The organism is Symbioplanes lichenis (genome assembly GCF_030709675.1).
Classification (GTDB): Bacteria; Actinomycetota; Actinomycetes; order Mycobacteriales; family Micromonosporaceae; genus Actinoplanes; species Actinoplanes lichenis.
In genome coordinates, this window is record NZ_JAUZQD010000005.1 from 505,397 (window position 1) to 530,434 (window position 25,038).

Annotated in this window: 19 protein-coding genes; 13 read left to right on the forward strand and 6 right to left on the reverse strand. The window is 71.5% G+C overall.

Annotated elements, in window-relative coordinates:
* Positions 1 to 47: 47 nt before the first annotated feature.
* The 5 genes from RAN62_RS15270 to RAN62_RS15290 form a co-directional block, all read right to left on the reverse strand.
* Positions 48 to 668, reverse strand: coding sequence for an AAA family ATPase (locus RAN62_RS15270; protein WP_305785256.1), 621 nt, complete (start codon positions 666 to 668; stop codon positions 48 to 50).
* An 89-nt stretch (positions 669 to 757) separates the two neighbouring features.
* Positions 758 to 937 (reverse strand): DUF6104 family protein, encoded by a 180-nt coding sequence (locus RAN62_RS15275; RefSeq protein WP_305785257.1) that lies wholly within the window; start codon positions 935 to 937, stop codon positions 758 to 760.
* Positions 938 to 996: 59 nt separating this feature from the next.
* The gene (locus RAN62_RS15280; protein WP_305785312.1) at positions 997 to 4,698 is read right to left on the reverse strand and encodes a multifunctional oxoglutarate decarboxylase/oxoglutarate dehydrogenase thiamine pyrophosphate-binding subunit/dihydrolipoyllysine-residue succinyltransferase subunit; all 3,702 of its coding nucleotides are present in this window, start codon (positions 4,696 to 4,698) and stop codon (positions 997 to 999) included.
* Between the two features lie 144 nt (positions 4,699 to 4,842).
* Positions 4,843 to 5,661, reverse strand: coding sequence for a DUF2705 family protein (locus RAN62_RS15285; protein ID WP_305785258.1), 819 nt, complete (start codon positions 5,659 to 5,661; stop codon positions 4,843 to 4,845).
* Positions 5,658 to 6,575: an ABC transporter ATP-binding protein gene (locus RAN62_RS15290; RefSeq protein ID WP_305785259.1), complete on the reverse strand. Its 918-nt coding sequence runs from the start codon at positions 6,573 to 6,575 to the stop codon at positions 5,658 to 5,660. The genes RAN62_RS15285 and RAN62_RS15290 overlap by 4 nt, the downstream gene beginning before the upstream one ends.
* A gap of 127 nt (positions 6,576 to 6,702) precedes the next feature.
* On the opposite strand from RAN62_RS15290, the gene RAN62_RS15295 reads away from it, so the two are divergent.
* The 11 genes from RAN62_RS15295 to RAN62_RS15345 all read left to right on the forward strand — a co-directional run bounded on the left by RAN62_RS15295 (position 6,703) and on the right by RAN62_RS15345 (position 20,548).
* Positions 6,703 to 7,467 carry a GNAT family N-acetyltransferase gene (locus RAN62_RS15295; protein WP_305785260.1) on the forward strand — a complete coding sequence of 255 codons (765 nt, stop codon included), beginning with the start codon at positions 6,703 to 6,705 and terminating at the stop codon, positions 7,465 to 7,467.
* Entirely contained in the window at positions 7,464 to 8,231 is a 768-nt protein-coding gene (locus tag RAN62_RS15300) for a lysophospholipid acyltransferase family protein (protein WP_305785261.1), read from the forward strand. Before RAN62_RS15295 ends, RAN62_RS15300 begins: the two co-directional genes overlap by 4 nt.
* A 106-nt stretch (positions 8,232 to 8,337) precedes the next feature.
* Positions 8,338 to 9,054, forward strand: a complete 717-nt coding sequence (locus RAN62_RS15305) for a response regulator transcription factor (RefSeq protein WP_305785262.1) — start codon at positions 8,338 to 8,340, stop codon at positions 9,052 to 9,054.
* Between the two features lie 8 nt (positions 9,055 to 9,062).
* Positions 9,063 to 10,625 (forward strand): sensor histidine kinase, encoded by a 1,563-nt coding sequence (locus tag RAN62_RS15310; RefSeq protein WP_305785263.1) that lies wholly within the window; start codon positions 9,063 to 9,065, stop codon positions 10,623 to 10,625.
* A gap of 82 nt (positions 10,626 to 10,707) precedes the next feature.
* Entirely contained in the window at positions 10,708 to 12,321 is a 1,614-nt protein-coding gene (locus RAN62_RS15315) for a S1C family serine protease (protein WP_305785264.1), read from the forward strand.
* A 237-nt stretch (positions 12,322 to 12,558) separates the two neighbouring features.
* Positions 12,559 to 15,672 carry a cyclic nucleotide-binding protein gene (locus RAN62_RS15320; RefSeq protein WP_305785265.1) on the forward strand — a complete coding sequence of 1,038 codons (3,114 nt, stop codon included), beginning with the start codon at positions 12,559 to 12,561 and terminating at the stop codon, positions 15,670 to 15,672.
* A gap of 50 nt (positions 15,673 to 15,722) precedes the next feature.
* A complete protein-coding gene (locus RAN62_RS15325; protein WP_305785266.1) occupies positions 15,723 to 17,102 on the forward strand; it encodes a chitinase in 1,380 nt (459 codons plus the stop codon).
* A gap of 33 nt (positions 17,103 to 17,135) precedes the next feature.
* Complete coding sequence (locus tag RAN62_RS15330) at positions 17,136 to 17,975, forward strand: patatin-like phospholipase family protein (protein WP_305785267.1); 840 nt, start codon at positions 17,136 to 17,138, stop codon at positions 17,973 to 17,975.
* Positions 17,972 to 19,018 carry a 1-acyl-sn-glycerol-3-phosphate acyltransferase gene (locus tag RAN62_RS15335; protein ID WP_438874505.1) on the forward strand — a complete coding sequence of 349 codons (1,047 nt, stop codon included), beginning with the start codon at positions 17,972 to 17,974 and terminating at the stop codon, positions 19,016 to 19,018. Before RAN62_RS15330 ends, RAN62_RS15335 begins: the two co-directional genes overlap by 4 nt.
* A 100-nt stretch (positions 19,019 to 19,118) precedes the next feature.
* Positions 19,119 to 19,727 (forward strand): ATP-dependent Clp protease proteolytic subunit, encoded by a 609-nt coding sequence (locus RAN62_RS15340; protein ID WP_305785269.1) that lies wholly within the window; start codon positions 19,119 to 19,121, stop codon positions 19,725 to 19,727.
* Between the two features lie 116 nt (positions 19,728 to 19,843).
* A complete protein-coding gene (locus RAN62_RS15345) occupies positions 19,844 to 20,548 on the forward strand; it encodes a thrombospondin (protein ID WP_305785270.1) in 705 nt (234 codons plus the stop codon).
* Positions 20,549 to 21,151: 603 nt separating this feature from the next.
* Here RAN62_RS15345 and RAN62_RS15350 read toward each other — a convergent pair.
* Entirely contained in the window at positions 21,152 to 22,294 is a 1,143-nt protein-coding gene (locus tag RAN62_RS15350) for an FHA domain-containing protein (protein ID WP_305785271.1), read from the reverse strand.
* Positions 22,295 to 22,704: 410 nt separating this feature from the next.
* On the opposite strand from RAN62_RS15350, the gene RAN62_RS15355 reads away from it, so the two are divergent.
* Together RAN62_RS15355 and RAN62_RS15360 are read left to right on the forward strand one after the other, a co-directional pair.
* A complete protein-coding gene (locus RAN62_RS15355; protein ID WP_305785272.1) occupies positions 22,705 to 23,739 on the forward strand; it encodes a hypothetical protein in 1,035 nt (344 codons plus the stop codon).
* Between the two features lie 104 nt (positions 23,740 to 23,843).
* Positions 23,844 to 24,626, forward strand: a complete 783-nt coding sequence (locus RAN62_RS15360; RefSeq protein ID WP_305785273.1) for a hypothetical protein — start codon at positions 23,844 to 23,846, stop codon at positions 24,624 to 24,626.
* Positions 24,627 to 25,038 lie beyond the last annotated feature (412 nt).

The following is a 25,038-nucleotide window of genomic DNA, read 5'->3' on the forward strand; positions in this document are numbered from 1 at the left end:
ACGGCAGCGCGCGGGGGGCCAGGACCGCGAAGCGGAAGGCCAGCGACTCAGAGCAAAGACCGCAGATAACTGTCCGGAGACTCGAGAAAACGCCGCCAATGCGCCACGATCTCCAGCGACGACCACTCGACCCGGCGAATGCCGTGCGCGCCGAGCTCCAGGATCGTCGCCCCGGGCAGGGCGGTCAGCACCGGCGAGTGCGTCGCGATCACCACCTGCGCCCCGTCGTCACGCAACGCCTGCAGACGTGCGAGCAGCCCCAGCGTCGACGTGAAGGACAGGGGCGCTTCGGGTTCGTCCATCAGATAGAAGCCGTACCCGTGGAACTTGCGGTCGAGGAGCTCGAGGAACCCCTCACCGTGGCTGCGTTCGTGCAGGTCGGCGTCGGGGGAGCCCGGCAGGCCCTCCAGGTACGTGTAGAGGCCGTGCATTGTCTCGGCCCGCAGGAAGTACGCGGAGAGCGGCCGCCCGGGTGTGCGGATCACCTTGAGGAGCCCGCCGAGCGGCGACTCCGTGACGCGGCTGCTGTGCCGGACCGACCGGCTGCCGCCCTCGGGGTTGAGGCCGTGCGCGTCCGCGAGCGCCTCGATGAGCGTGGACTTGCCGGAGCCGTTCTCGCCGACGAGGAAGGTCACTCCGGCGGGGATGTTGAGACCGTGCGCGAGCACTGCGGCGACGGCCGGGATGCGGGCCCACCAGGCGGACTGGTCGACGTCGGCATCCGCGGCCAGTTCGACGCGGCGGATCGGGCGGTCGATCAGGACTCGTCCTCGTCGTCGTCGCGGGCCAGCCAGGTGGCGAAGCGCTCGATGGGCGTCTCGAACTCCGGGTTCTGGTCGACGAAGACCTGCAGCTGGGACGCCACCCATTCCAGCGTGACGGACTCCTCGCCGCGCCGCTCGACCAGCTCTTCGATGCCACGATCGGTGAAGTACATGACCGGATAGTAAAGGCGCCGCCCCGCGAACAGATCACGGGGCGGCGCCGGCAGAACGACTACTGCTTGGGAAGGGCGGCCTCGATCAGCGCGGCCTGCTCGGCCTCGTGCATCTTGGCCGAGCCGACCGCCGGTGCGGCCGCCGCGGGGCGCGAGACCCGCCGCAGCCGTACGCCCTCCAGGTGCTCCAGCAGGTTGAGCGCGACGAACGACCACGCGCCCTGGTTGGCCGGCTCCTCCTGCACCCAGGCGAAGTCCTCCGCGTTGGGGTACTGGTTGAGGACGGCCTTGAGCTCCTCGACGGGCAGCGGGTAGATCTGCTCCATCCGGATGATCGCGGTGTCGGTGACGCCCCGCTCGGCCCGGGCCTGGAACAGGTCGTAGTAGACCTTGCCCGAGCAGAGCAGCACCCGCTTGACCGAGCCGGCGTCGAGCGGCGTGCCGTTGATGCCGGCGTCGGCCAGGATCGGCTGGAAGGTGCCGGTGGTGAAGTCGTTGACCGGCGACACGGCGAGCTTGTGGCGCAGCAGCGACTTCGGCGAGAAGACGACCAGCGGCTTGCGCTTGGCCGAGAGGGCCTGGCGGCGCAGCAGGTGGAAGTAGTTCGCCGGGGTGGTCGGGTTGGCGACCCGCATGTTGTCCTGGGCGCAGAGCTGCAGGAAGCGCTCCGGGCGGCCGGACGAGTGGTCCGGGCCCTGGCCCTCCATGCCGTGCGGGAGCAGCAGCACCAGCGACGACTGCTGGCCCCACTTCACCTCGCCGGAGGAGATGAACTCGTCGACGATCGACTGGGCGCCGTTGACGAAGTCGCCGAACTGGGCCTCCCAGAGGACCAGCGCGTCCTTGTTCTCGACCGAGTAGCCGTACTCGAAGCCCATGGCCGCGTACTCGCTGAGCAGCGAGTCGTGGACGAAGAAGCGGGCGTTGCCGGTCGCCAGGGTGGACAGCGGCAGGAAGTCGTCGCCGGTCTTGGCGTCGACGACCGAGGCGTGCCGGGAGACGAACGTGCCGCGGCGCGAGTCCTGGCCGGCGAGACGGACGGTGACGCCCTGGGCGAGCAGCGAGCCGAAGGCGACCAGCTCGCCGAAGCCCCAGTCGATGCCGCCCTCGACGGCCATCTTGGCCCGCCGGTCGAGCAGCTGCTGGACCCGCTTGTGGGGCGTGAAGCCCTCGGGCAGGTCGAGGTGGGACTGGCCGACCGCCTTGACGACGGCGGCGTCGACGGCGGTGTCGACCTGCGGCTCCGGCTCGTCGGCGACGGACGGGCGCACCCGGGGGGCGGTGCCCGCGGCGTCGCGGGTGGCCTTGAACACCTGCTCCAGCTGGGACTGGTAGTCGCGCAGCTGGTCCTGGGCGTCCTCGACGGTGATGTCGCCCCGGCCGATGAGCTCCTCGGTGTAGAGCTTCCGCACCGAGCGCTTGGTGTCGATGATCTCGTACATCCGGGGGTTGGTCATCGAGGGGTCGTCGCCCTCGTTGTGGCCGCGCCGGCGGTAGCAGACCAGGTCGATCACGACGTCCTTGTTGAACGCCTGGCGGTATTCGAAGGCCAGCTTGGCCACCCGGACGACGGCCTCGGGGTCGTCGCCGTTCACGTGGAAGATCGGCGCCTGGATCATGCGCGCGACGTCGGTCGAGTAGAGCGACGAGCGGCTGTATTCCGGGGCGGTGGTGAAGCCGACCTGGTTGTTGACGACCACGTGCACCGTGCCGCCGGTGCGGTAGCCGCGCAGCTGCGACAGGTTGAGCGTCTCGGCGACCACGCCCTGGCCGGCGAACGCGGCGTCGCCGTGCACCAGCAGCGGCAGCACCGTGTAGCCGTGCAGGCCCAGGTCGAGGCGGTCCTGCTTGGCCCGGACGATGCCCTCGAGCACCGGGTCGACGGCCTCGAGGTGGGACGGGTTGGCGACGACGCTGACGGTGGTGCTGTTCTCGCCGTCGGGCGTCGTGTACTTACCGGTCTGACCCAGGTGGTACTTGACGTCGCCCGAGCCGTGGGCCGACCGCGGGTCCATCTGACCCTCGAACTCGTTGAAGATCTTCTCGTACGGCTTGCCGACGATGTTCGCGAGCACGTTGAGCCGGCCGCGGTGGGCCATGCCGATGACCATCTCGTCGAGGCCGGCCTTCGCCGCGTCCTCGAGCACCGCGTCGAGCAGCGGGATCAGCGACTCGCCGCCCTCGAGCGAGAAGCGCTTCTGGCCCACGTATTTGGTCTGCAGGAAGGTCTCGAACGCCTCGGCCGCGTTGAGCCGGTTGAGGACGTGCTTCTGCTCCTCCGGCTCGGGCTTGGTGTACTTGATCTCGATGCGGTCCTGGATCCAGCGCCGCTCCTCGGGGCCCTGGATGTGCATGTACTCGATGCCGACCCGGCGGCAGTAGGTGTCGCGGAGCACGCCGAGCACGTCGCGCAGCTTCATCTTCTGCTTGCCGGCGAAGCCGCCGACCGGGAACGTGCGGTCGAGGTCCCACAGCGTCAGGCCGTGCTGGAGCACGTCGAGATCGGGGTGGCGCCGGATCTTGAACTCGAGCGGGTCGGTGTCGGCCATCAGGTGACCCCGGACCCGGTACGCGTGGATCAGCTCCACGACCCGGGCGGCCTTGTCGATCTGCCCCTCGGACGTGTGCGCCACGTCGCGGACCCAGCGCACCGGCTCGTACGGGATCCGCAGCGCCGTGAAGATGTCGTCGTAGAAGTTGTGGTCCCCGAGCAGGAACTCGTGCATCGCCTTGAGGAACTCGCCGGACTGCGCGCCCTGGATGACCCGGTGGTCATAGGTGCTGGTCAGCGTGGTGACCTTGCTGATGCCGTGGTCGGTGAGCATCTCGTCGGACATGCCGGCGTAGGGCGCGGGATATTCCATGGCGCCGACGCCGATGATCGCGCTCTGCCCGGTCATGAGCCGCGGGATGGAGTGGACCGTGCCGATGCCGCCGGGGTTGGTCAGCGAGATCGTGGTGCCGGCGTAGTCGTCCATGGTCAGCTCGTTGCGCCGGGCCCGGCGCACGATGTCCTCGTAGGCCTGCAGGAACTGCCGGAAGTCGAGCTGCTCGCAGTTCTTGATCGACGGGACGACCAGCGAGCGCGAGCCGTCCTTCTTCTTCATGTCGATCGCGATGCCGAGGTTGATGTGGTCGGGCTGCACCAGCGCCGGCTTGCCGTCGACCTCGGCGAAGGAGTTGTTCATCTCCGGGTTGGCCATGACCGCGCGGACCAGGGCGTAGCCGATGATGTGGGTGAAGCTGACCTTGCCGCCGCGGCCGCGGGCGAGGTGGTTGTTGATGACGATGCGGTTGTCGACCATGAGCTTCGCCGGGACGGCGCGCACCGACGTGGCGGTGGGCACCTCGAGCGAGGCGTCCATGTTCTGCACGATGCGGGCGGCGACGCCGCGCAGCGTCGTGGTCTTCGCCCCGGTGGGCGCGGCGACGGGCGCCGGCTTGGGGGCCGCCTTCTTCTCAACGGGCGCCGGGGCCGGGGTGGGCACGGTCGGCTTGACGGGGGCCACGGTGGTGGCGGCGGGCGCGTCGGTGCCGGCCTTCTCAGCGGTGGCCTTCGCGTTGGCGGCGGTGGCCTCGTCAGGCGTCACGATCGAGCCCTTCGTGGCCGTCGCCGGCTTGTAGTCGGCGAAGAAGTCGTGCCACGCCGGGTCGACGCTCGCGGGGTCGGCCAGGTAGCGCTGGTACATCTCGTCGACGATCCACTCGTTGGGACCGAAGTCCGCGAGTGGATTCTCATGCGAAGTCTGCTGGGTCGACACTTCCGTGTTCGCCTCTTTCACCATGTTGTCAGCACGCGACGTTCGTCACAGCATGGACGAATGATTCGGCGTCAAGGCTACGCCGTGGAATGCGCGCGGCCATGCGCACATCCGGTCTGACTGCACGGTGATGTGCCGGATACGTCAGGTGATGTCGCGTTTTCTCGTGATCACTGTGCCCACGGCGCCGGCGAGCACCGCGTACAGGACCAGGATGACCGCCCCGAGCCAGCGCGGCGGGCTGCCGGGCAGGCTCGCACCCGACACGAGCAGCTGCGACGCCAGCGGCGGGATCAGCACCTGGAGCTTCGGGAACCACTCGCCGAAGCTGTCGCCGATCAGCAGAAAGAACGTGTTCGAGCCGAGGTAGCCGAGGACGTACACCACGCTCAGCGTCACCGTGGCGCCGATCTGACTGCGGATCAGCACGCCCGCGCCGACGCCGAAAACCGCCCAGAGGGCGTACGCCAGGGCGTTGAGCAGGATCGCCTCCCACACCGCGCCGGAGCCGAAGAACGGGCCCGAGTCGTACGCGGCCAGGATCAGCGCGCCGAGGACGAGGTTGAGCAGCGTGCTCACCAGCCAGAACGCCAGCCCCACGAGCACCGCGGCGACCAGTTTCGCGCCGACGACCAGTTCGCGGCGCGGCGTCTGCAGGAACGCCGTGGTCGCGGTCTGCTGGAAGTACTCGCTGGTCACCACGATCGCGGCGAGCAGCATGACGACGAGCAGGCCGAAGAACTGGCCGTTCGTGTAGAGGTTCGCCGCGATGTCCGACTCGTGCAGGACGAAGTCGCCGGTGGCCGGGTCGACCTCGATGCTGCTCCCGGCGTCCAGGCCCACGCTCGTGGCGAACCAGTTGACGGCGAGCGTGAGCGCCCACAGCGCGAGGAAGACCAGAGCGAAGATCCACCAGGTGCTGGTCGTACGGAGCTTCAGCAGCTCGGCCCGGATGAGCCTCATCGGATCCCCGCCCTTCCGGCGGTCAGCTGGAGGAAGACCTGCTCGAGATCGGCCCGCTCGCCGGTGAGCTCGTGCAGCTCGACGCCGGCGGCGAAGGCCACGTGGCCGACGTGGGCGACCTCGAGCCCGGTCACCGTCAGCGCGCCGTCGGGCAGCTCGGCCACCTCGGCCTGCTCCTTTTCGAGGGCGGCGAGCAGCTCGGCGGGCTGCGGCGTGCGCACGCGCACCTGCAGCGTGCCGCTCAGCGAGGCGAGCACCTCGCCGACCGGGCCCTGCCGGATCAGCTGCCCGGCGGCGATGATCACCACGTCGTCGGCGAGCAGCTGCATCTCGGCCAGCAGGTGGCTGGAGACCAGGACCGTACGGCCCTGCGCGGCGAGCGCTTTGAGCAGGTCGCGCATCCACCGGATGCCCTCGGGGTCGAGCCCGTTCGCCGGCTCGTCGAGGATCAGCACCCCCGGGTCGCCGAGCATGGCGGCGGCGATGCCCAGCCGCTGCTTCATGCCGAGCGAGTAGCCCTTGAACTTGCGGTTCGCCGCCGGGGTCAGGCCGACCCGGTCGAGCGCGAGATCGGCGGCGCTGTCGGGCAGCCCGGCCGCGGTCGCCATGACCCGCAGATGATTGCGCCCCGTACGCCCCTTGTGCGCGCTGGACGCCTCCAGCACCGCCCCGACGTGCCGGATCGGCTCCGTGAGCTCGACGTAGGGCGTCCCGGAGAAGGTCGCCGTGCCCGACGTGGGCCGGACCAGGCCGAGCATCATGCGCAGCGTCGTCGTCTTGCCCGCGCCGTTGGGCCCGAGGAAGCCGGTGACGCGCCCCGGCCGGACGGTGAACGACAGATCGTCGACCGCGCGCAACTGTCCGTATTGCTTGGTCAGGTGGGAGACGACGATCTCCCCGGGTACGTCCGTCAAGTCGCCGTCCCTCCATCGGTTCCGATCAACCTAGTGGGGGCGTCAAGCGCGTTCAGTTCACTTCGCCGACATCAACCGCCACCTGATCCGACACGCCGACGGCAGACGCGAGCGTTACACAGGTCACATGACGGTACTCATGACCGCCGCCGCACCCACGGGGACCAGCGGCTACTCCCTCCTGATCGCGGACAGCGCCGATCAGGTGGCGGCCGCCCAGCGGCTGCGCCACGACGTCTTCGCCGGCGAGCTCGGCGCGACTCTGGTAGGCGCGACCGCGGACGGGCGGGACGTCGACGCGTTCGACGACTTCTGCGACCACCTCATCGTGCGCTCCGACGCGACCGGCGAGGTCGTCGGCACGTACCGGATGCTGCCGCCGCGCGCCGCCGAGCGAGCGGGCCGCCGGTACGGCGACGCCGAGTTCGACCTGAGCGGCCTGCGCCCGCTGCGCGACCAGCTGGTGGAGACCGGCCGCTCCTGCGTGCACCCGGACCACCGCTCCGGCGCCGTGGTCAACCTCATGTGGGCGGGCATCGCGCGCTATCTGCACCTGAACAACCTGCGCTGGCTCGCCGGCTGCGCCTCCGTGCCGCTGGCCGACGGCGGCGCGCAGGCCGCCGGCGTGTGGGCCCGGGTCCAGGCGAAACACCTCTCGCCGCCGGCCCTGCGGGTCACGCCGCGCCGGGACTGGGCCGCCGCGGCCGGGCTCGCGGGCGACCCCAGGATCCAGCCGCCGCCGCTGCTCAAGGGCTACCTCCGGCTGGGCAGCTGGGTGTGCGGGGCGCCGGCGTACGACCCCGACTTCGACTGCGCCGACTTCTACATGTTGTTCTCGATGGACCGCATGGACCCCCGCTACCGCCGCCACTTCCTCGGGGCGACGCGATGATGTGGCGGCCGGAGTCCGGCTGCGGGCCGCACTGTGTGCCCGGCGGCGACGACACCGCGCCCCGAGCGGTGCAGGCCGTCCGGATCTGCGCCGCGGCGGCCGTACTCGTCAGCGGTCTGATCATTGTCCCGATCGGACGCGGCGCCGCGGTCCGCTGGGTGGCCCGCCACCTGCTCGCGGCCCTGGGCGTCACGGTCAAGCGCCACGGTCTCGCCCCGCGCCCCGGCAGCCTGCTCGTCGCCAACCACGTCTCGTGGATCGACGTGCTCGCGCTGCTGACGGTCACGCCGCTGAGCCTGGTGGCCAAGAAGGAGGTCGGCGGCTGGCCGGGCGTGGGCGCCATGGCCAGGGCGCTGGGCGTCATCTTCATCGATCGCGAGCGGCCGAAGCTGCTGCCCGATGCCGTCGGCGCGGTCGCCGCCAGGCTGCGCTCCGGGCGTACCGTCGCGGTCTTCCCGGAGGGGACGACGTCCTGCGGGACCCGCCCGGGCCGTTTCCGGCCGGCGATGTTCCAGGCCGCGGTCGACGCTGCGGCTCCGGTGGTGCCGATCACCCTGAGGTACGCCACCCCCGCCGCGAGCTTCGTCGGCGACGAGACCCTGTGGCAGTCCGTACGCCGCGTCGCCGCCCTGCGCGAGCTCACGGTGACCCTCACCACGTCGCCCGCCCTGCGTCCCGAGCCGGGATGCGGCCGCCGCTCGCTCGCCCGCGCCGCCCAGGCGTCCTCGGGCCTGCCCGCCGCACGCTTCGGCCTGGCCGCGTAGAAAGACGCCGGGTAGAACGCCGCCGGGCAGGCCGCCTAGGTCGCTCACAGAAAACTTTCAGGGAGTGCGCAGCGGCAGTGCAGCGGCCTGCGTGAAGATGGGGCTTATGGCCGCCACACAGACGCAGGGGAAGCAGAGCGAGGCGAAGCTCCTCGTGGTCGAGGACGACGCGAACATCCTCGAGCTGCTCTCCGCCAGCCTGCGCTTCGCCGGGTTCGACGTCAGCACCGCCACCAGCGGCAGCGCCGCCGTCACCGCGGCCAAGAACGCGACGCCCGACCTCGTCGTCCTCGACGTGATGCTGCCCGACCTCGACGGGTTCGAGGTGATCCGGCTCATGCGCGAGGGCGGCCAGCGCACCCCGGTGGTCTTCCTCACCGCCCGCGACGGCACCGACGACAAGATCCGGGGCCTGACCCTGGGCGGCGACGACTACGTGACCAAGCCGTTCAGCCTCGAGGAGCTCACCGCCCGCATCCGGGCCGTGCTGCGCCGCACGGCCGGCGGCGACGAGGAGCCGTCCCGCCTGGTCTTCGCCGACCTGGAGCTGGACGAGGAGACCCACGAGGTCTACCGGGCCGGGCAGCGCGTGCAGCTCTCGCCGACCGAGTTCAAGCTGCTGCGCTATCTGATGCTCAACGCCAACCGGGTGCTCTCCAAGGCGCAGATACTCGACCACGTGTGGAAATACGACTTCCGGGGCGACGACAACATCGTGGAGTCGTACATCTCCTATCTGCGGCGCAAGGTGGACAACGTGCAGCCGCGCCTGATCCACACGCTCCGCGGCGTCGGCTACGTGCTGCGCAAACCCGCGGCCTGAGCCCCGAGGTGACCCTCGCCGACAAGGTCCGCGGCCACGTCCCGCTGCAGACCGGTCTCCGCCGGGTGCCCCTGCGCACCAAGCTCGTGGCGGCCGTCCTCGTGCTGGTGTTCGCGGCGCTCACGCTGATCAGCGCGGCCAGCACGTACGCGCTGCACCGCTACATGATCACGCGGCTCGACGAGCAGCTGATCCGCTACACCGAGACGCTCAAGGACCTGCGCTGGAACGAGCGCGTGGTGCTGCCCGACGACTACTACGTCTTCGCGACGACGGTGGACGGCATCGGCAGCCCCGACGATCTCTACTACGACAAGAAGAGCCTCGGCGCGACCCAGCTCCCGCCCCTGGTCAAGGGGCTCGACGAGGTCACGGAGAAGGCGGATCACACGTACACCGTCTCCTCGATCGACGGCACGGTGCACTGGCGGATGCTGATCAGCTACACCGACAACGGCACGGTGCTGCACGTGGGCCAGCGCCTGGTCGGCATCGACGACGCGATCAGCCGGCTGGTCTGGGTCGACATCCTGGTCGGCGCGGGCGTGCTGTTCGCGCTGGCCGCGATCGGGGCCGCGATCGTGCGGCAGAGCCTGGTCCCGCTCGTGCAGATCGAGCGCACCGCGGCGGCCATCGCGGCGGGCGACCTCACCCAGCGCGTGCCCGACCCGGAGCCCGACGAGGGGAAGCCGCGCACCGAGCTGGGCGGGCTGTCCCGGGCGCTCAACGCGATGCTCGCGCAGATCGAGGCGGCCTTCACGGCCCGGGCTCTCTCCGAGACGGCCGCACGGGCGGCGGAGTCGCAGGCGCGCGACGCGGCCGAGGCGGCGCAGGCGTCGGAGGCGCGCGCGGTGCGGTCCGAGGGCAAGATGCGGCAGTTCGTCGCGGACGCCTCGCACGAGCTGCGCACCCCGCTGACCTCCATCCGCGGCTTCGCCGAGCTCTATCGGCAGGGCGCGGTGGCCAACCCCGAGGACACCGCCAAACTGGTACGCCGCATCGAGGACGAGGCGTCCCGGATGGGTCTGCTCGTCGAGGACCTGCTCCTGCTGGCCCGCCTCGACCGCGAGCGCCCGGTCGAGCTGGCGCCGGTGGAGCTGCCCGTGCTGGCGCTCGACGCGGTGCAGGCCGCCCAGGCCACGGCGCCGGAGCGCACGATCGAGCTCGAGGTGCGCGACGTGCCGGAGAAGCTGGTGGCGTACGGCGACGACGCCCGCCTCCGTCAGGTGATCGGCAACCTCATGACGAACGCCCTGGTGCACACGCCCCCGGAGGCGTCCGTGAAGCTGTCGTTGTCGACGGCACCCGGCAACCGGGCTGTGATCGAGATCTCCGACACCGGCCCGGGGCTCTCGCCGGAGCAGCGTGACCGGGTGTTCGAGCGGTTCTACCGGGCCGACGAGGCACGCACCCGGCGCACCGACCGGCAGGCGACCGGGACGGGACTGGGGCTGGCGATCGTCGCGGCGATCGTGCGGGCGCACCATGGTTCCGTGGAAGTTGTCAGCGAGCCGGGCGAGGGCGCCGCTTTCCGGGTCACTTTGCCCGCTCTCGTCCCGGACGAAAGCTGACACAACCGGGCATCCGCCATTCTCAGAAAACACCCAGGGCAGCCACAGGTCTGTCGGAGCGGGCAGGAGCAGTGTGGACCACATGAACGAGCACGAGACCCCGCAGCGGCACGAAGACTCCTCCGCCGAGGAGCAGTCGCACCGGCCCGCGGACGCCTCCCACGCAGGCAGCAGCCCGGAGCGGGGGACGTCCGACACCACGGCGCAGCAGAGCGCCCTGACCCCTGAGCAGTCCGCCCCGCCGCAGGCCCCCCCGGCGCCGCCGGCCCAGCCCGGTCAGTGGCAGGGCTCGCCGTGGGCGCAGGGCGGCCAGCCGCACTACGGCCAGCAGTGGAGCGGGCAGCAGCAGTGGCCCGGCCAGCAGCACTACCCGGGCTACGCGCACGGCTATGCCGGCCAGCAGCCGCAATACGCGATCCCGGCGGGCGGCTCCGACCAGACCCAGCAGCAGTGGAGCGGTCAGCCCGCCCCCGAGGGCCAGCAGCAGTGGACCGGCCAGCCCGGCGCCGAGGGTCAGCAGCAGTGGGCGGGTCAGCAGGCGGACGCGCCGATCTGGGCGACGGGCGTGGGCACGACCGAGCAGCGTGACCCGGAGAAGGCGCGGCGCGGCCGGCGCATTCTCGTCACTGGCGCGGTCGCGGTCCTGATCGCGCTCGGTGCGGGCGGGGTCGGAGCGGCCACCGCGCTCGCGTTCGACGACAACAACGGCTCCTCGTCCGTGCAGACCAGCAACTCGGCCGTCACCCGGGTCGTGGACCGCTCGTCGCTGGCGCAGATCGTCGCCTCGGTCAAGGACCAGGTCGTGTCGATCACCACCGACAGCGGCGAGGGCTCCGGTGTCGTGCTGACCTCCGACGGCTACATCGTCACCAACAACCACGTGGTCTCCACCGCGCAGGGCAACACGGTGAACGTCATCTTCGCCGACGGCAAGAAGGTGCAGGCGACGATCGTCGGCACCGACGAGCGCACGGACCTGGCGGTCGTCAAGGCCACCGGCGTCTCCGACCTCAAGGCCGCGACGCTCGGCTCCAGCGCCAACATGCAGGTGGGCGACACCGTGCTCGCGCTCGGCAGCCCGCTCGGCCTGGAGGGCTCGGTCACCGAGGGCATCATCAGCGCCAAGGACCGCACGATCCAGTCCAGCAGCGAGGACGACCAGCAGCAGACCCCGCAGAACCCGTTCGGCGGCGGCCAGCAGCAGCAACAGCAGTCGGCGAGCACGACGATGTCGGGCCTGCTGCAGACCGACGCCCCGATCAACCCCGGCAACTCGGGCGGCGCGCTGGTCAACACCAACGGCGAGGTCATCGGCATCAACTCGGCGATCTACACGTCGGGCCAGAGCACCGGCAACATCGGCCTGGGCTTCGCGATCCCGAGCGACAAGGTGGAGACCGTTGCCAACGCCCTGATGAAGGGCGAGAAGGTCAGCCACCCGGCCCTTGGCGTCAGCGTGACCGAGGGCGAGGACGGCGGCGCGCTGGTCAGCTCGGTCACCGCGAACAGCGCGGCGGCGAAGGCCGGCCTCGAGCAGGGCGACGTCATCAAGACGGTGAACGGCAAGACGATCAACGACTCGGACGACCTGGTCGCGATCATCCAGGCGGCCAAGGTCGGCGACAAGGTGACGATCGTCTTCACCCGCAACGGCCAGCAGCAGACGGTCAGCGCCACGCTGGCCGAGGCCAGCTGACAGACCTGATCCGTGCCGTCCGGGCCATCGGGCGGCACTCCCGGCGACGGGTGATCGTGACCGAGGGGGTCGGTCATGGTCACCCGTCGCGGCTTTGTGGGTGCTGTGGGTGATATCTCCCCGCGGATGCACAAAATGAGGTCTCGCGTCAGGGGGTGCTCACCGCCTACTCTCCATTCGCCGTGAGAAGACTGCGCCGGCCCGATCAAGGGCAGGGCGGCCGGATGGGGAAACAGAGTGACTGACGTCGAGATCCGGAGCAGTGCCTGGGACGCCCTGTCCGGGCCGGGTGACACGCCGGGGCCCGCCGGCTTCGGGGGCGTCGTCGCCGATCGCCTCGATCCGTCGCGGGCGCGGCCGGCGCTGCGCTCCGGGATCGAGGCCGCCGAGCTGACCGGCGTGCGCGGGACCCCGTACGTGATGCTGCGCTCGCCCGACGAGGCCGGCTCCGGCTATCTGCGCCTCACGCCCGAGGAGTGGCAGCTCGCCCTGCTCATGGACGGCACCCAGACGGTGTCCCGGCTGGTCGCCGAGTTCGCGCGGCTCGCCGGCCGGCTCGCCCCGGACCAGGTCCGCCGGGTGGTCGCCGACCTGGCCGCCAACGGGATGCTCGACGAGCTGCCCGACGACGCGTTCCACCAGGCGCCGGTCGACCAGGCCCGGCACTCCCGGCCCGCGCCGCGCCGCCGCGGGCTCTCCTTCGCGGCCGATCCGCTGGTGACCTTCCTGCACCGGGCCGGTGGCCGGATCCTCTTCAGCAAGGCCGTCGTCCTCGTGGGCGCTGTTCTGTCGCTGGCCGGGCTCGTGCTCTTCGCGGCGACCTGGTGGCGGGGCAGCCGGCCGCTGTTCCTGACCGGCGGCTCCTATCTGGCCGGCGCGCTCACCCTGATCCTGCTCGCTGCCATCGCTGTCATGCTGCACGAGCTGGGGCACGCCCTGGCCACCAAGCACGCCGGACGCGAGGTCGGCCGGGCCGGGATCGCCCTCCGCTCGGGCCCGGCGATCTATGCCGACACGTCCGACGCGTGGATGGCGGGCCGGGGCGCCCGGGTCCGGGTCACCGCGGCCGGTCCGGCGACGTCGCTCGCGCTCGCCGGGGTGGTGCAGCTGCTCGCCGTGGCGCTGCCGGCCGCCGGTCCGGTCGCGTTCAAGCTGGCCTTCGTCTGGTACCTGCACCTGTTCCTGCAGCTCAACCCGTTCCTGGACCGGGACGGCAGCCGGCTGCTCATGGACTGGCTCGAGATCCCGCACCTGCGCGGCCGCGGACTGGCCTGGTTGTCCGCCCGGCTGCGCGGCCGGCCGCCGGCGTGGAGCGGCCTCGACCGCGAGGGCAAGATCATCGCGCTGTACGGCATCCTCGCCGTCCTCTGGACCGTCGTCGCCCTGAACATGGCGTGGCAGCTGTGGTCGGACCGGCTCCGCGGCGTCACGACCGGGCTGTGGCACGGGAGCGCCGGCGGGAAGCTGCTGCTCGTGGTGATCGTGCTCGGATTGTGCGCCCCTGTGCTCGTACCCGGGATCAAGCGGCTGGGCCGGACCGTGCGCAAGGCGCGGCAGCGGGCCGCGGAACGTGATCGGGACGCGGATCTGCCCCGGCGCATCGCCGCGCTGCACCATTCGGAGCTCGGTGGCCTGCCGCAGGCGGCGCTGGAGAGCCTGGCCGCCCGCGCCCGCTGGATCCGCCCGCCGTCGGGCACGCCGCTCGTCGTCTCGGGCAGCGCGCAGCAGGCGGTCTATGTGGTCGTGGAGGGCGCGGTGCAGGCCCGCAAGCCCGGCGACCCGGGCGGCATCGTCCGGCACCACGTCGGTCCCGGGGGCGTGGTCGGGCTGGCCGACGCGTTGACCGGGCGCTCGATGGCGCTGGACTGGTTCACCGCGGGGACGACGCTGCTGGCCGTGCCGACGGCCGCCGTGGCCACCGTGATCGGGCCGCTGCCCGGACCGCCGCCCGCCGAGCGCGCCGAGGCCGAGGCCCTCTTCGCCGACACGCCCGCCCTGGCCGGACTGGCCGGGGACGAGCGGCTCGCCCTCATCGCCTCCGCCCACCCGGTCGGGCTGCCCGCCGGGGCGCCCGTCATCCTGGCCGGCCCCACCCACGCGGTGGTCGTCGAGTCGGGAGTCGTCGCGATGCCCGACGGCGTCGAGCTGCGCCGGGGCACGCTCATCGGCCCGGTCGGCGACGGCAGCCCGGGCGCGGTCGCCGAGACCCGCACGCCGTCGCGGCTGTGGATCATCCCGGACGCGGCCGGCCTGCCGCCGCTGGTGGGCGACCCGCGCCGGATCGCCGGCGGGGGAGTGCCCGTGTCCGGCATGGCGACCGGGGCGGCCTACCCGCCGCTCGCCGCGCCGCCCGGCCCGCCCGAGCACGGTGAGAGCTACGACACCGACCGCCGCTTCGAACGGCGCATGTGGTCGGCCGCCCTGCTCGTCGCCCTCGGCGCGGTCGGCATCACCGCCGTCAGCTTCGCGCCCGCCCCGGCGTGGGCCGAGATGCCCGCCGACCGGGCGATGCTGGTCACCGACGAGGGGACGCTCACGGCGACCGTCGACGGCACCGGGGTGGATCTGGCCGCGGGCGAGCGCCGCTATGTCGAGGCGGGTGCCCTGATCGAGGTTCCGAAGGGGGCCACCGGCCGGGTCACGTTCCCGGGCGGCGGCGCGGTGGTCTTCTGCGGCGGGAGCAAGGCGAAGCTCGGCGACCTGCGCGTCGACGGCGGCCGGCAGCTGACCCCGCACGGCGCGCTGACGGTCCGCGGCGGGCGCGTGCTGGCCGACACCGCGAGCACGAGCGGCGCGTACGAGCCCCTGGTGCTCGACGTGACCCGCCCCGCCGACGTGGTGACCAATCTCGGGGCGTCCTGGTTCGCCGTGGATCCCGAGGCGGTCGCCATCGCCGCCGGCCGTGTGTACGTCGACGGCACTCCGACGATGGCGAACGTGACGTCGTTGTCGTGCTCGGACGGCGTACCGGTGGAGCCGCCCGCGGGGACACCGAGCGCGACCCCCGGTGCTTCGCCCTCCGCACCGCCCACGTCGGTGCCGCCGTCCCCCTCGGCCTCGGCGTCGCCGTCCTCGTCGCCCACCCCGGTGGAGACGGAGGAGACCGAGGCCCCGGCGCCCGATCCGACCACCACCACGACGCGGGCCCCCGAGCCCGAGCCGGAGCCGACCCGGACGACCAGCTCGCCGCGGCCGACCTTCACCCGGCCCACGTCCCGGCCGGCGCCGACCCGGACGACGCCCGCTCCCGCGCCGACCTCGACCTCGGCTCCCACTCCGCCGACGGAGTCGAGCGCTTCGGCGTCCGCCTCCGCGCAGGCGTCCGCGTCCGCCTCTGGACAGAGCAGTTAACAAACCTAATAATTGGCCATCGGTCTATATAGACTCGGAGGCCATCCCCCATGCGCCGATCCATCCCCCTCGCCCTCGCCGCGGTGCTCGCGGCGGGCGGTGCCGCTGTCTATGTCTCCTCGTCCGCCAGCGCCGCCGTGGCCTGCGCTCCCGCCTGGAGCGCGACGCAGGTCTACAACGGCGGCAACCAGGCCTCGCAGTCGGGCCACAACTACACCGCCAAGTGGTGGACCCAGAACGAATCGCCGGCCACGCACAGCGCCCAGTGGGACGTGTGGGCCGACAACGGTGCCTGCGGCGGCGGCACCACGGACCCGACCACGCCGCCCACGACCCCGCCGACCACGCCTCCCACCACTCCGCCGACGACACCACCCACCACTCCGCCGCCTTCCGGTGGGGCCCTGCCGAAGCACGCGCTGATCGGCTATCTGCACGCGAGCTTCCTCAACGGCTCGGGCTATCTGCGGATGGCGGACGTGCCGGCCGACTGGGACATCATCAACCTCGCGTTCGGCGAGCCGACGTCCCCGACCTCGGGCGACATCCGCTTCTCGCTCTGCCCTGCGGCGGAGTGCGCCGGCGTGGAGAGCGAGGCCGACTTCATCGCGGCGATCCGGGCCAAGCGCGCGGCGGGCAAGAAGGTGCTGCTGTCCATCGGCGGCGAGAAGGGCCAGGTCCAGCTGACGACAACCACGGCCCGCGATGCCTTCGTACGGTCGGTGAGCGCGATCATCGACAAGTTCGGCCTGGACGGGGTCGACATCGACTTCGAGGGTCACTCGTTGTCGCTGAACACCGGTGACACCGACTTCAAGAACCCGACCACCCCGGCGATCGTCAACCTGATCAGCGCCCTCAAGTCGCTCAAGGCGCGCTACGGGGCGAACTTCGTGCTGACCATGGCGCCGGAGACGTTCTTCGTCCAGCTCGGCTACCAGTACTACGGCTCGGGCCCGTGGGGCGGCCAGGACCCGCGCGCGGGCGCCTACCTCCCCGTGATCTACGCGATGCGCAACGACCTGACCGTCCTGCACGTCCAGGACTACAACAGCGGCTCGATCATGGGCCTCGACAACCAGTACCACTCCATGGGCGGCGCGGACTTCCACATCGCCATGACCGACATGCTGCTCGCGGGCTTCCCGGTGGCGGGCAACACGGCGAACATGTTCCCCGCGCTGCGCGAGGACCAGATCGCCTTCGGCGCGCCGTCGTCGGTGAGCGCCGGCAACGGGTACGTGGCCCCGGCCGCGATCCAGCAGGCGGTCACGTGCCTGGTCAAGGGCACCAACTGTGGGGGCTACACGGTGCGCAGCGGGACGAACCCCAACTTCCGCGGGCTCATGACGTGGTCGATCAACTGGGACAAGTTCTACAGCTGGGAGTTCAAGAACGCGCACGAGCCGTTCCTCAACGGCCTGGGCTGAGGGTCCGCCTCACCCACGTGGAACCATGAGCGCATGGGTGAGGTGGCTTTCGTACTCGGTGGTGGCGGCGTCCTCGGTGCCGTGCAGGTGGGCATGCTGAGGGCGCTGTTCCGCGCCGGCTACCGCCCCGACGTGGTGATCGGCACGTCGATCGGGGCGGTCAACGGCGTGCTGGTCGCCGCCGACCCCAGCGAGGCCGTGACGGACCGCCTGGTGCGGCTCTGGTCGTCCCCCGAGGCCGCCGACGTGTACGGGGACAGCATCGCGCGCCAGGTCCGCCGGTTCGCGGCCCGCACCCACCTGCACTCGCCGCTCCCGCTGCGCCGGCTGCTCGGCTCGGAGATGGGCGAGCAGGCGACGTTCGCCGACCTGAAGATCCCGTTCCGGTGCTGTGCCGCCAGCATCGAGCGCGCGGCGGAGCACTGGTTCGACAGCGGGCCGTTGATCGACGCGGTGCTCGCCTCGTCGTCGGTGCCCGGGCTGCTGCCCCCGATGGAGATCGGCGGGGAGCACTTCGTGGACGGGGGCATCGTCAATTCCATCCCGGTCGGGGAGGCCGTACGGGTGGGGGCGAAGTTGATCTTTGTCCTGCAGGTCGGGCGGATCGAGCGCCCACTGGCGGTCCCGCGCCGGCCGTGGGAGGTTGCCCAGGTGGCTTTCGAGATCGCGCGGCGCCACCGGTTCGCCCGGGACATTGCGTCGCTGCCCGACGATGTACGGGTGCATGTGCTTCCGACCGGTGGCGGTGAGACGCGCGACGACTCCCCGTGGGCGTACCGGGACATGTCGGCCGTGGGCCGGCGCATCAGCCGGGCCTACACCGCCTCCCGGCGGTACCTCGCGGCCAATGTCACGCCGCCGGCGTCCGCATGATGCCGCCGCGCTGGATCCGGCACTATCTCTTCGCTCCGGTCGTCGTCGTCCTCGCCGTCGTCCTGCTCACCACCCTGCCCGTCTGGCTGCTGCTCGCCCTGGCGGCCTCGCCCCTGGTCCCCGGCCACCTGCGGGTGCCGCGGCTGATCTTCCTGGCCATCGTGTACGTGGTCTGGGACGCCGCCGCCCTGGTCAGTCTCGCCGTCCTGTGGCTGGCGTCGGGCTTCGGCTGGAAGAAGCGCTCACCCTTCTTCCAGCGCGCCCACTACGTGCTGACCGGCAAGTTCCTCGGCGCGCTCTTCTGGATCGCCAAGTGGTCGCTGCACCTGACGATCGACGTGGTCGGCACCGACCCGGACACGGGCATGCCCGGCCGCCCCGAGATCGTGGTCAGCCGGCACGCGGGCCCGGGCGACTCCTTCATCCTCATCCACGCCCTGGTCAACTGGTTCGACCGCGAGCCGCGCATCGTGCTCAAGGCCACCCTGCAGTGGGACCCGGCGATCGACATCCTGCTCAACCGGCTGCCCAACCGCTTCATCTCGCCCGGGCGCCCCGGGAACGGCGACCTCGAGCAGGTGGTGGGCAGCCTCGCGCACGGGCTCGATGACAACGATGCCTTCGTGATCTTCCCGGAGGGCGGCAACTTCACCCCGCAGCGCCGGACGAAGGCCATCGCCTGGCTGCGCAAGCGGGGCATGGAGGACATGGCCGCACGCGCGGACAAGATGCAGAACCTCCTCCCGCCGAAGCCGGGCGGCCTGCTCGCGGCGATCGACGCGGCGCCGGACTCCGGCGTCATCTTCGTGGCCCACACCGGCCTCGACAAGATGATCACCGTGGCGGACGTGTGGCGGGAGCTGCCGATGGACAAGCAGCTGGTCATGCGGTTCTGGAGCGTCCCGCCGTCCGACATCCCGGCCGGCGAGCAGGAGCGGGTGGAGTGGCTCTACGACTGGTGGGCGAAGATCGACACGTGGATCGAGGAGAACCGGCCCGCGCCCCGGCCGTGGAGCGCACGTCCTTCCGCCTTTCGCCCTTAGGGGAATCGGTGGGCGCCGGCCCGCTTCCCGGGGCAAGGTAGGAGAGTCTTGAAGCCGGGCCGGTGCGACCGGGTCCCGGACGGTACGAGAGGGTGGGTCCATGAGTCTTGACGAGCTGGTGATGCGGGGCGGCGGCGCATCCTTCGACGACCAGGTCTTCGACCGACTGCTGCGGGAGCGCATCATCTTCCTCGGCAGCGAGGTCAACGACGAGGTGACCAACCGCATCTGCGCCCAGATGCTCCTGCTGGCCTCCGCCGACAGCGAGAAGGACATCGCCCTTTACATCAACTCGCCGGGCGGCTCCATCAGCGCCGGCATGGCGGTCTACGACACGATGCAGTACATCAAGAACGACGTGGCCACGATCGCGATGGGCATGGCCGCCTCGATGGGGCAGTTCCTGCTCTGCGCCGGCACCCCGGGCAAGCGCTACGCCCTGCCCCACGCGCGGATCATGATGCACCAGCTCTCCGGCGGCATCGGCGGCACCGCGGCCGACATCGCCATCCAGGCCGAGAGCATGCTCCACATCAAGAAGGTCATGAACGAGCGCATCGCCTTCCACTCGGGTCACACCCCCGAGGAGATCGAGCGCGACTCCGACCGCGACCGCTGGTTCACGGCCACCGAGGCCAAGGACTACGGCCTGGTCGACCACGTGATCTCGAAGGCGGCCGACGTGCCGAACTCGTCCGCGCTGGTCTGATCACTTCATCGTTCTGACGAGGGCGCGCGGGTCATCCGCGCGCCCTCGGGTGTTCCTGGCGGGGCTTCGGGGTAATAGCCACAGCATTCCCCCGAAGGTTCGAAGGAGGTGCTGACGTGAGGATCCCCACGTTCTCCCGCCAGACCGGCACCACGACCGAGACCGGCGACCGAGCTCCCGTCGGGGCGCGTTCCGACGCGCCTGCTTCCGTGTCCGCTTCTTCTCCTGGTTCTTCTTCGCCCGCTTCTTCTTCCGGCCGGGCTGCTTCCGCGGCTGACAATCGGGCTGCGGCGGCTGAGCGGCGGGCGGCCACGGAGAATCGTGCGCACACGCCCGCGCATGCCGCGGACGATCCGACGACTGTGCGGATGGATGCGGTGCGGGAGCACGACACCCTGACTGACGCTCGCCCCGGGGCGCGTCCCTCCGACCGGCCGGCGCCTCCCGTGGCGGGGCCCTCCGAGCGGCCGGCTCCCGTGCCTGTGGCGGCCGGGCCGAAGCCGCGGGCCAGCCTGCTCGCGACGCTCGGCCTGATCACCGGGGTGGGCGCGGCGCTGCTCGTGCTCTCCGGGCCGCTGCTCGGCTATGGCATCGGCGTGGCCGGCCTGGCGCTGGTGCTCTCGCTGGCCGGCATCCGGGCGACCCGCAAGCGGCACATCGCCGGCAAGACGGACGCCCTGATCGGCATGGTGCTCGCCCTCGGCGCGATCGTCGTGGGTGTGCTCGCCCTGACCGGTTCGCTGTCCTGGCTCGGCACCGACACGCAGCCGGTGAACTCGCTGCGAGAGTGGCTCGACACACAGTTTATCGACCGCTTCTGACGGGTATCAGACATATACCGGCGGCGATGCGCCCCGGTGAACCCCTCGGAACCGGGCCGGCCAAGAGCCGGTCCGCCCCGAAACCGTCCGGTGGTGCACCGGACCGAGCGGAAACACGCCGATCGGCGACCATCGTCGACGATTCGGGGCTGGAACCGCATTCGTTGTGCGGGGGCGGCGGTTCGCCGCCCCCGACGCGACTCCCCAGGGCCTGCTGAGCGGGCCCTTTTCGCATGTCGGGGGCTCTTTGCCGGCCCACTCGCTTCTTTCAAGCTGCGGCGGCTTGACCTCTTACGCCCGTTGCGGCTTGAACTCCTGGCGCGCGACGGCTCGGCCCCTCCGCCTTCGGGTCCTGCACCGATAGCGCTCTTTCCGCCCCAGTGGCCCGGCGCCCTTCCGCCCACGGTCGCTTCGCGCGCTGTGGTGCGGCCGGCGTTCTGTGCCCACGGTGACTCCGCCCGGCGCGCTCAGCCTCGGCCTTCCTCGCTCGCCACTTCCGCCCGGGCCACTTCCGCCCGGGTTACTTCCGCCCGGGCCATTCCGCCTGGCTGTTTCGTCCGGTTCTCCGTCCGGTTTCTTTCGTTGCGGCTTTCGGGCGGCGGGTCAGCGCTCGAAGCGGCGCATGGCCATGGTCGGGGCTTCCGCCATGACCGAGTGGGGCTGGACGACGCCGCCGGTGGCCCACAGCTTGGCCCGGCCGACGTGGACCTGGGCGTAGAGCTCGACCACGTCGTTGGGCCCGAGGGCGCGGGTCTCGTCGCGGTTGAGGGTGATGCGGTCGTCGTCGTCCGGGGAGCCGCCGGGGCGGATGCCGGTGCCGTTGGTGCTGACGTCCTGGGCGCTCAGCTCGCCGCCGCGCAGGGCGAAGCGCACGTGACCCCGGCTGATCCACTTGCGGGCGTCGTCGGTGAGCCACTGGCCGAGCATGACGCCGCCGCCCTCGGGGGCGCGGCCGACCACGACCGGGGTCTCCGTCGACACCACGAAGCGCTGGCGGACCACGCCGTCGATGCGGACCGACAGCACCTCGACGGGCGGGCGCGGGCCGGCGTCGCGCAGGCGGGTGCCGTGCCGGGGGCAGGTGGGCACGCCGGCGCGCAGGGCGGGCGGCGGCTGGGAGACCGGGCTGGTCGTCTTGCGCATGTCGGCGAAGGGGCTGTCCGGGTCGCCGCCCCCGCCGTAGGCCGTGCAGGTCTCGGGGCAGCCCCACACGCGGGACAGCAGCTTGCGGCCCAGCGGAGACGGCTCCGCCACGGGGGCGGGGGCGCCGTGGCCGACGCGGGCGGTCAGGACCGGGCCGCCCTGGCCGGGAACCGCGGCGAGGATCCGGCCCGGCTCCTGGACCCACGGGTGCCGGTCGGCGAAACGCTCGGCGCGGGTGCGCGTGATCACGGGCAGCCCGAGCAGCTCGGCGACCTCGAGGACGCGATTGTCGACCTGCGGGACGACCTCGACCACGCCGTCGTCGGCCCAGCGGCGGACGACCATGCGCTCGTTGGACGTGAGGTCGGCGTCGGAGAGCAGCCCGCGCGGGACGACGGCATAGACGGGAACATTTTCCTCGGCCACGTGCCGGCTGAGCGCGTCGATCACCAGGCCGAGGCGGAGCATGCTCGCCGGGCGGCCGCCGTCGAAGTCCGCGTAACGGACGATCTCGGCCAGGTCGATCACGGCCCGGGCCAGGGCGGGGTCCGTCGTGAGTTGCCGCTCGATGGCGTCGAGGACCTTGCTGACCTCGAATCTCAACGTGGCCTCCCGTCGTGGGCACTGGGGCTGACCGGGCGATCGTGCCGCCGGCTGACCGGGCCAATCATGCCGTCCGCACCGGGCCCGCGGCCAATCAGGTGCACGATCAAGCCGTTTCGTCCGTTCGGGCGCCCGGCTGAATGGAGAAGATCGTCACTCTCCGCGTCTGTGCTGCCGACAATGTGCACGGCTCCGGCCGGTCAGGGGCACCGATCGGGTGATGTGGGTCGATGAGGCGCCCGGCGACGTGTGGTGCTGCTCACGGCCGTACGGGGCGTCGCGCCTCTGTCCTCGTACGCGGCGAATGTGGCGATCGTGGCACCCGCGGCGCCGGGAAACGGAGTCGGTTTCCGTCGCACCTCTTCGCTACGGTGGGCGCCGACATCGACGAGCACGGGGGAAGGACGCACATGAGGACTCGACGGCCGTTGATCGCCGGGCTCGCCCTGGCCGCCGCGCTGGCCCTGACCGGCTGCGCGACGGGCGACACCACGACCACGGGATCCGGCGCCGGTGTCGGGGCCCGGGCGGGCGGGGCAGAGCAGTCCGCCGAGCTGGAGCTGGCCGCCGCCACCGCCAAGCTCGCGGAGGACACCATGAAGGTCGACATGGACATGGCCGGCGCCATCTCCATGCAGGGCAAGGCCGACGGCCGCACCGGCGACGCCGAGCTCACCATGGACATGGGCGCCGCCGCCCAGGGCAGCACGATGGTGATGCGCAAGGTGGGCGACGACATCTACATGAAGCTCGGCGGTTCGCTGGCGAGTGCGTTCGGCGGCAGCTCGGGCAAGGACTGGATGCACATCGACGCGGCCAAGGTGGCCAACAGCAGCCTCAGCGTCTCCGACGAGGGCGACCCGGCCGGCACCAAGGCCCTCCTCCAGGCCGCCACCGGCGTCGAGCGCGTCGGCACCGACGGCTTCAAGGGGACGCTCGACCTCACGAAGTCCGAGAAGTACAAGGACAACAAGGAGGCCCTGAGCGCCCTCGGCGACAAGGCCACCAAGGTCCCCTTCACGGCGAAGAAGGACAGCCGGGGCCGTCTCGTCGAGGTCGCCATCGACCTCAGTGGCATGGGCGCCGGCAGCGGCACGATGACGGCGAAAGTACCACGACTTCGGCACCGCAGTCGACATCAAGGCCCCGCCGGCCGCCCAGGTCCAGGAGATGCCGAGCCAGCTCACGAGCATGTTCGGCAACTGACCCCAGCTGCCCGATCGCCGCGGCGCTCTCGGGCTCCGGCGGCGGCTTCGGCGCTGGGCTCCGGCGGCGGCACTTGGTTGCTGCTGGGGGTGGTTGAGCACGACAGGCACCGCGTTCCGCGCTCCGGATGCGGTGCCTGTTTTGTTCGCCGGCTCGTGGGTGGGGTTACGGCGGCGGTGGGGATGGCTACGGAGGGTGGTGGGACGGGTGTGTCCTATGTGGTGCCGTTTGGCGGGTGAGGGAATCGGGCACTTGCGGGGCGGACCGGCGTCAGACCGGCGCGCGGCAGGCAGGGAGGACTCACATGCGGACGCCACGATGGGCTGGGCTCGGGCTCGCTTCGATGGCTGCGGTGGCGCTCGCCGCGGGCGGTTGCTCCACGGACAGTGACGGGACGCCGAGTGCCGGGGCTTCGGGTGAGGCGTCCGTGGCGCCGGCTCCGGGTGGTTCGTCGAGCGTGGGCGCCGCCGATCCCGCCGCGGCGGAGGCCCTGGGTGCCGCCACGGCGAAGCTGGGCAACACGAGTTTCAAGATCACGGCCACGTCCGGCTCCGGCTTCAAGGTGGACGGGCTGATGGACCCGCCCAACAGCGCCGGCACCGTGACGCTCACGGCCACCGGGCAGAACACCGAGGTGCAGGTCAAGTCGCTGCTCGTGGGGCAGGACCTCTACGTGAAGGTGCCGGGCATCACCAAGGGTGACACCTGGACCCACGTCGACGTGTCCCGGCTGCCCGAGGGGGCCAACGTGGGTCTCCGGCCGGGGCAGATCGACCCGGTCAACACGTCGCAGCTGCTGACCTCGACCACCGACGTGCGGCAGACCGGCACTGGCAGCTACGCCGGCACGCTCGACCTCACCAAGGCCGCCAACGTCGCGGGCGTGGACCAGAAGGCCATCTCCACCTGGGGCGACCAGGCTCAGGACGTCCCCTTCACCGCGGGCGTCGACGACCAGGGCCGGCTCTCCGCGCTGACGATCCAGCTGCCCGCGGTCAACGGCCAGCAGGCGCAGCCGCTCGAGGTGCTCTACACCGACTACGGCACCAAGGTCGACGCCCAGCGGCCCGCGGCGACGCAGATCACCGAGGCGCCGGAGCAGTTCTACTCCAGCCTGGGCAAGTAACGCAGACTCTGCTGCTCACCCCGAGGGGCGGGACCACGGACATGCCGTGGTTCCGCCTCTCGCTTTGTGCGGCGAGAACGGACGAGTGCGGCGAAAGAGCGAGTGCGGCGAAAGAGCAAGTGCGGCGAAAGAGCAAGTGCGGCGAAAGAGTGGGTGCGGCGAGACGATCGGTGCGCGGCGGGCGCGGCGGTGCGACGAGAGCGAGCGGCTGCGGCGGCGACTTCCGAGCGGCGTGGCAGGTCGAGCGGCGTGCGGCGGGCACGAGCCCCGAGCGGCGGGGACGAGCCCCGAGCGGTGGGGATGAGCCCCGAGCGGTGGGGATGAGCCCCGAGCGGCGCCGGCGAGCCGCGAGCGGCGGGGCGTGATCGCGGGGTCCAGCCCCGAGCGGCGGGGCGCTTGGGCGGGCGGGGGT

Bases quoted from the DNA above. Each gene is read 5' to 3' on its own strand.
- RAN62_RS15275 (WP_305785257.1), bottom strand. From the start codon at position 937: ATGTACTTCACCGATCGTGGCATCGAAGAGCTGGTCGAGCGGCGCGGC.
- RAN62_RS15285 (WP_305785258.1), bottom strand. From the start codon at position 5,661: ATGAGGCTCATCCGGGCCGAGCTGCTGAAGCTCCGTACGACCAGCACC.
- RAN62_RS15295 (WP_305785260.1), top strand. From the start codon at position 6,703: ATGACGGTACTCATGACCGCCGCCGCACCCACGGGGACCAGCGGCTAC.
- RAN62_RS15300 (WP_305785261.1), top strand. From the start codon at position 7,464: ATGATGTGGCGGCCGGAGTCCGGCTGCGGGCCGCACTGTGTGCCCGGC.
- RAN62_RS15305 (WP_305785262.1), top strand. From the start codon at position 8,338: ATGGCCGCCACACAGACGCAGGGGAAGCAGAGCGAGGCGAAGCTCCTC.
- RAN62_RS15315 (WP_305785264.1), top strand. From the start codon at position 10,708: ATGAACGAGCACGAGACCCCGCAGCGGCACGAAGACTCCTCCGCCGAG.
- RAN62_RS15325 (WP_305785266.1), top strand. From the start codon at position 15,723: ATGCGCCGATCCATCCCCCTCGCCCTCGCCGCGGTGCTCGCGGCGGGC.
- RAN62_RS15330 (WP_305785267.1), top strand. From the start codon at position 17,136: ATGGGTGAGGTGGCTTTCGTACTCGGTGGTGGCGGCGTCCTCGGTGCC.
- RAN62_RS15335 (WP_438874505.1), top strand. From the start codon at position 17,972: ATGATGCCGCCGCGCTGGATCCGGCACTATCTCTTCGCTCCGGTCGTC.
- RAN62_RS15340 (WP_305785269.1), top strand. From the start codon at position 19,119: ATGAGTCTTGACGAGCTGGTGATGCGGGGCGGCGGCGCATCCTTCGAC.
- RAN62_RS15355 (WP_305785272.1), top strand. From the start codon at position 22,705: ATGAGGACTCGACGGCCGTTGATCGCCGGGCTCGCCCTGGCCGCCGCG.
- RAN62_RS15360 (WP_305785273.1), top strand. From the start codon at position 23,844: ATGGCTGCGGTGGCGCTCGCCGCGGGCGGTTGCTCCACGGACAGTGAC.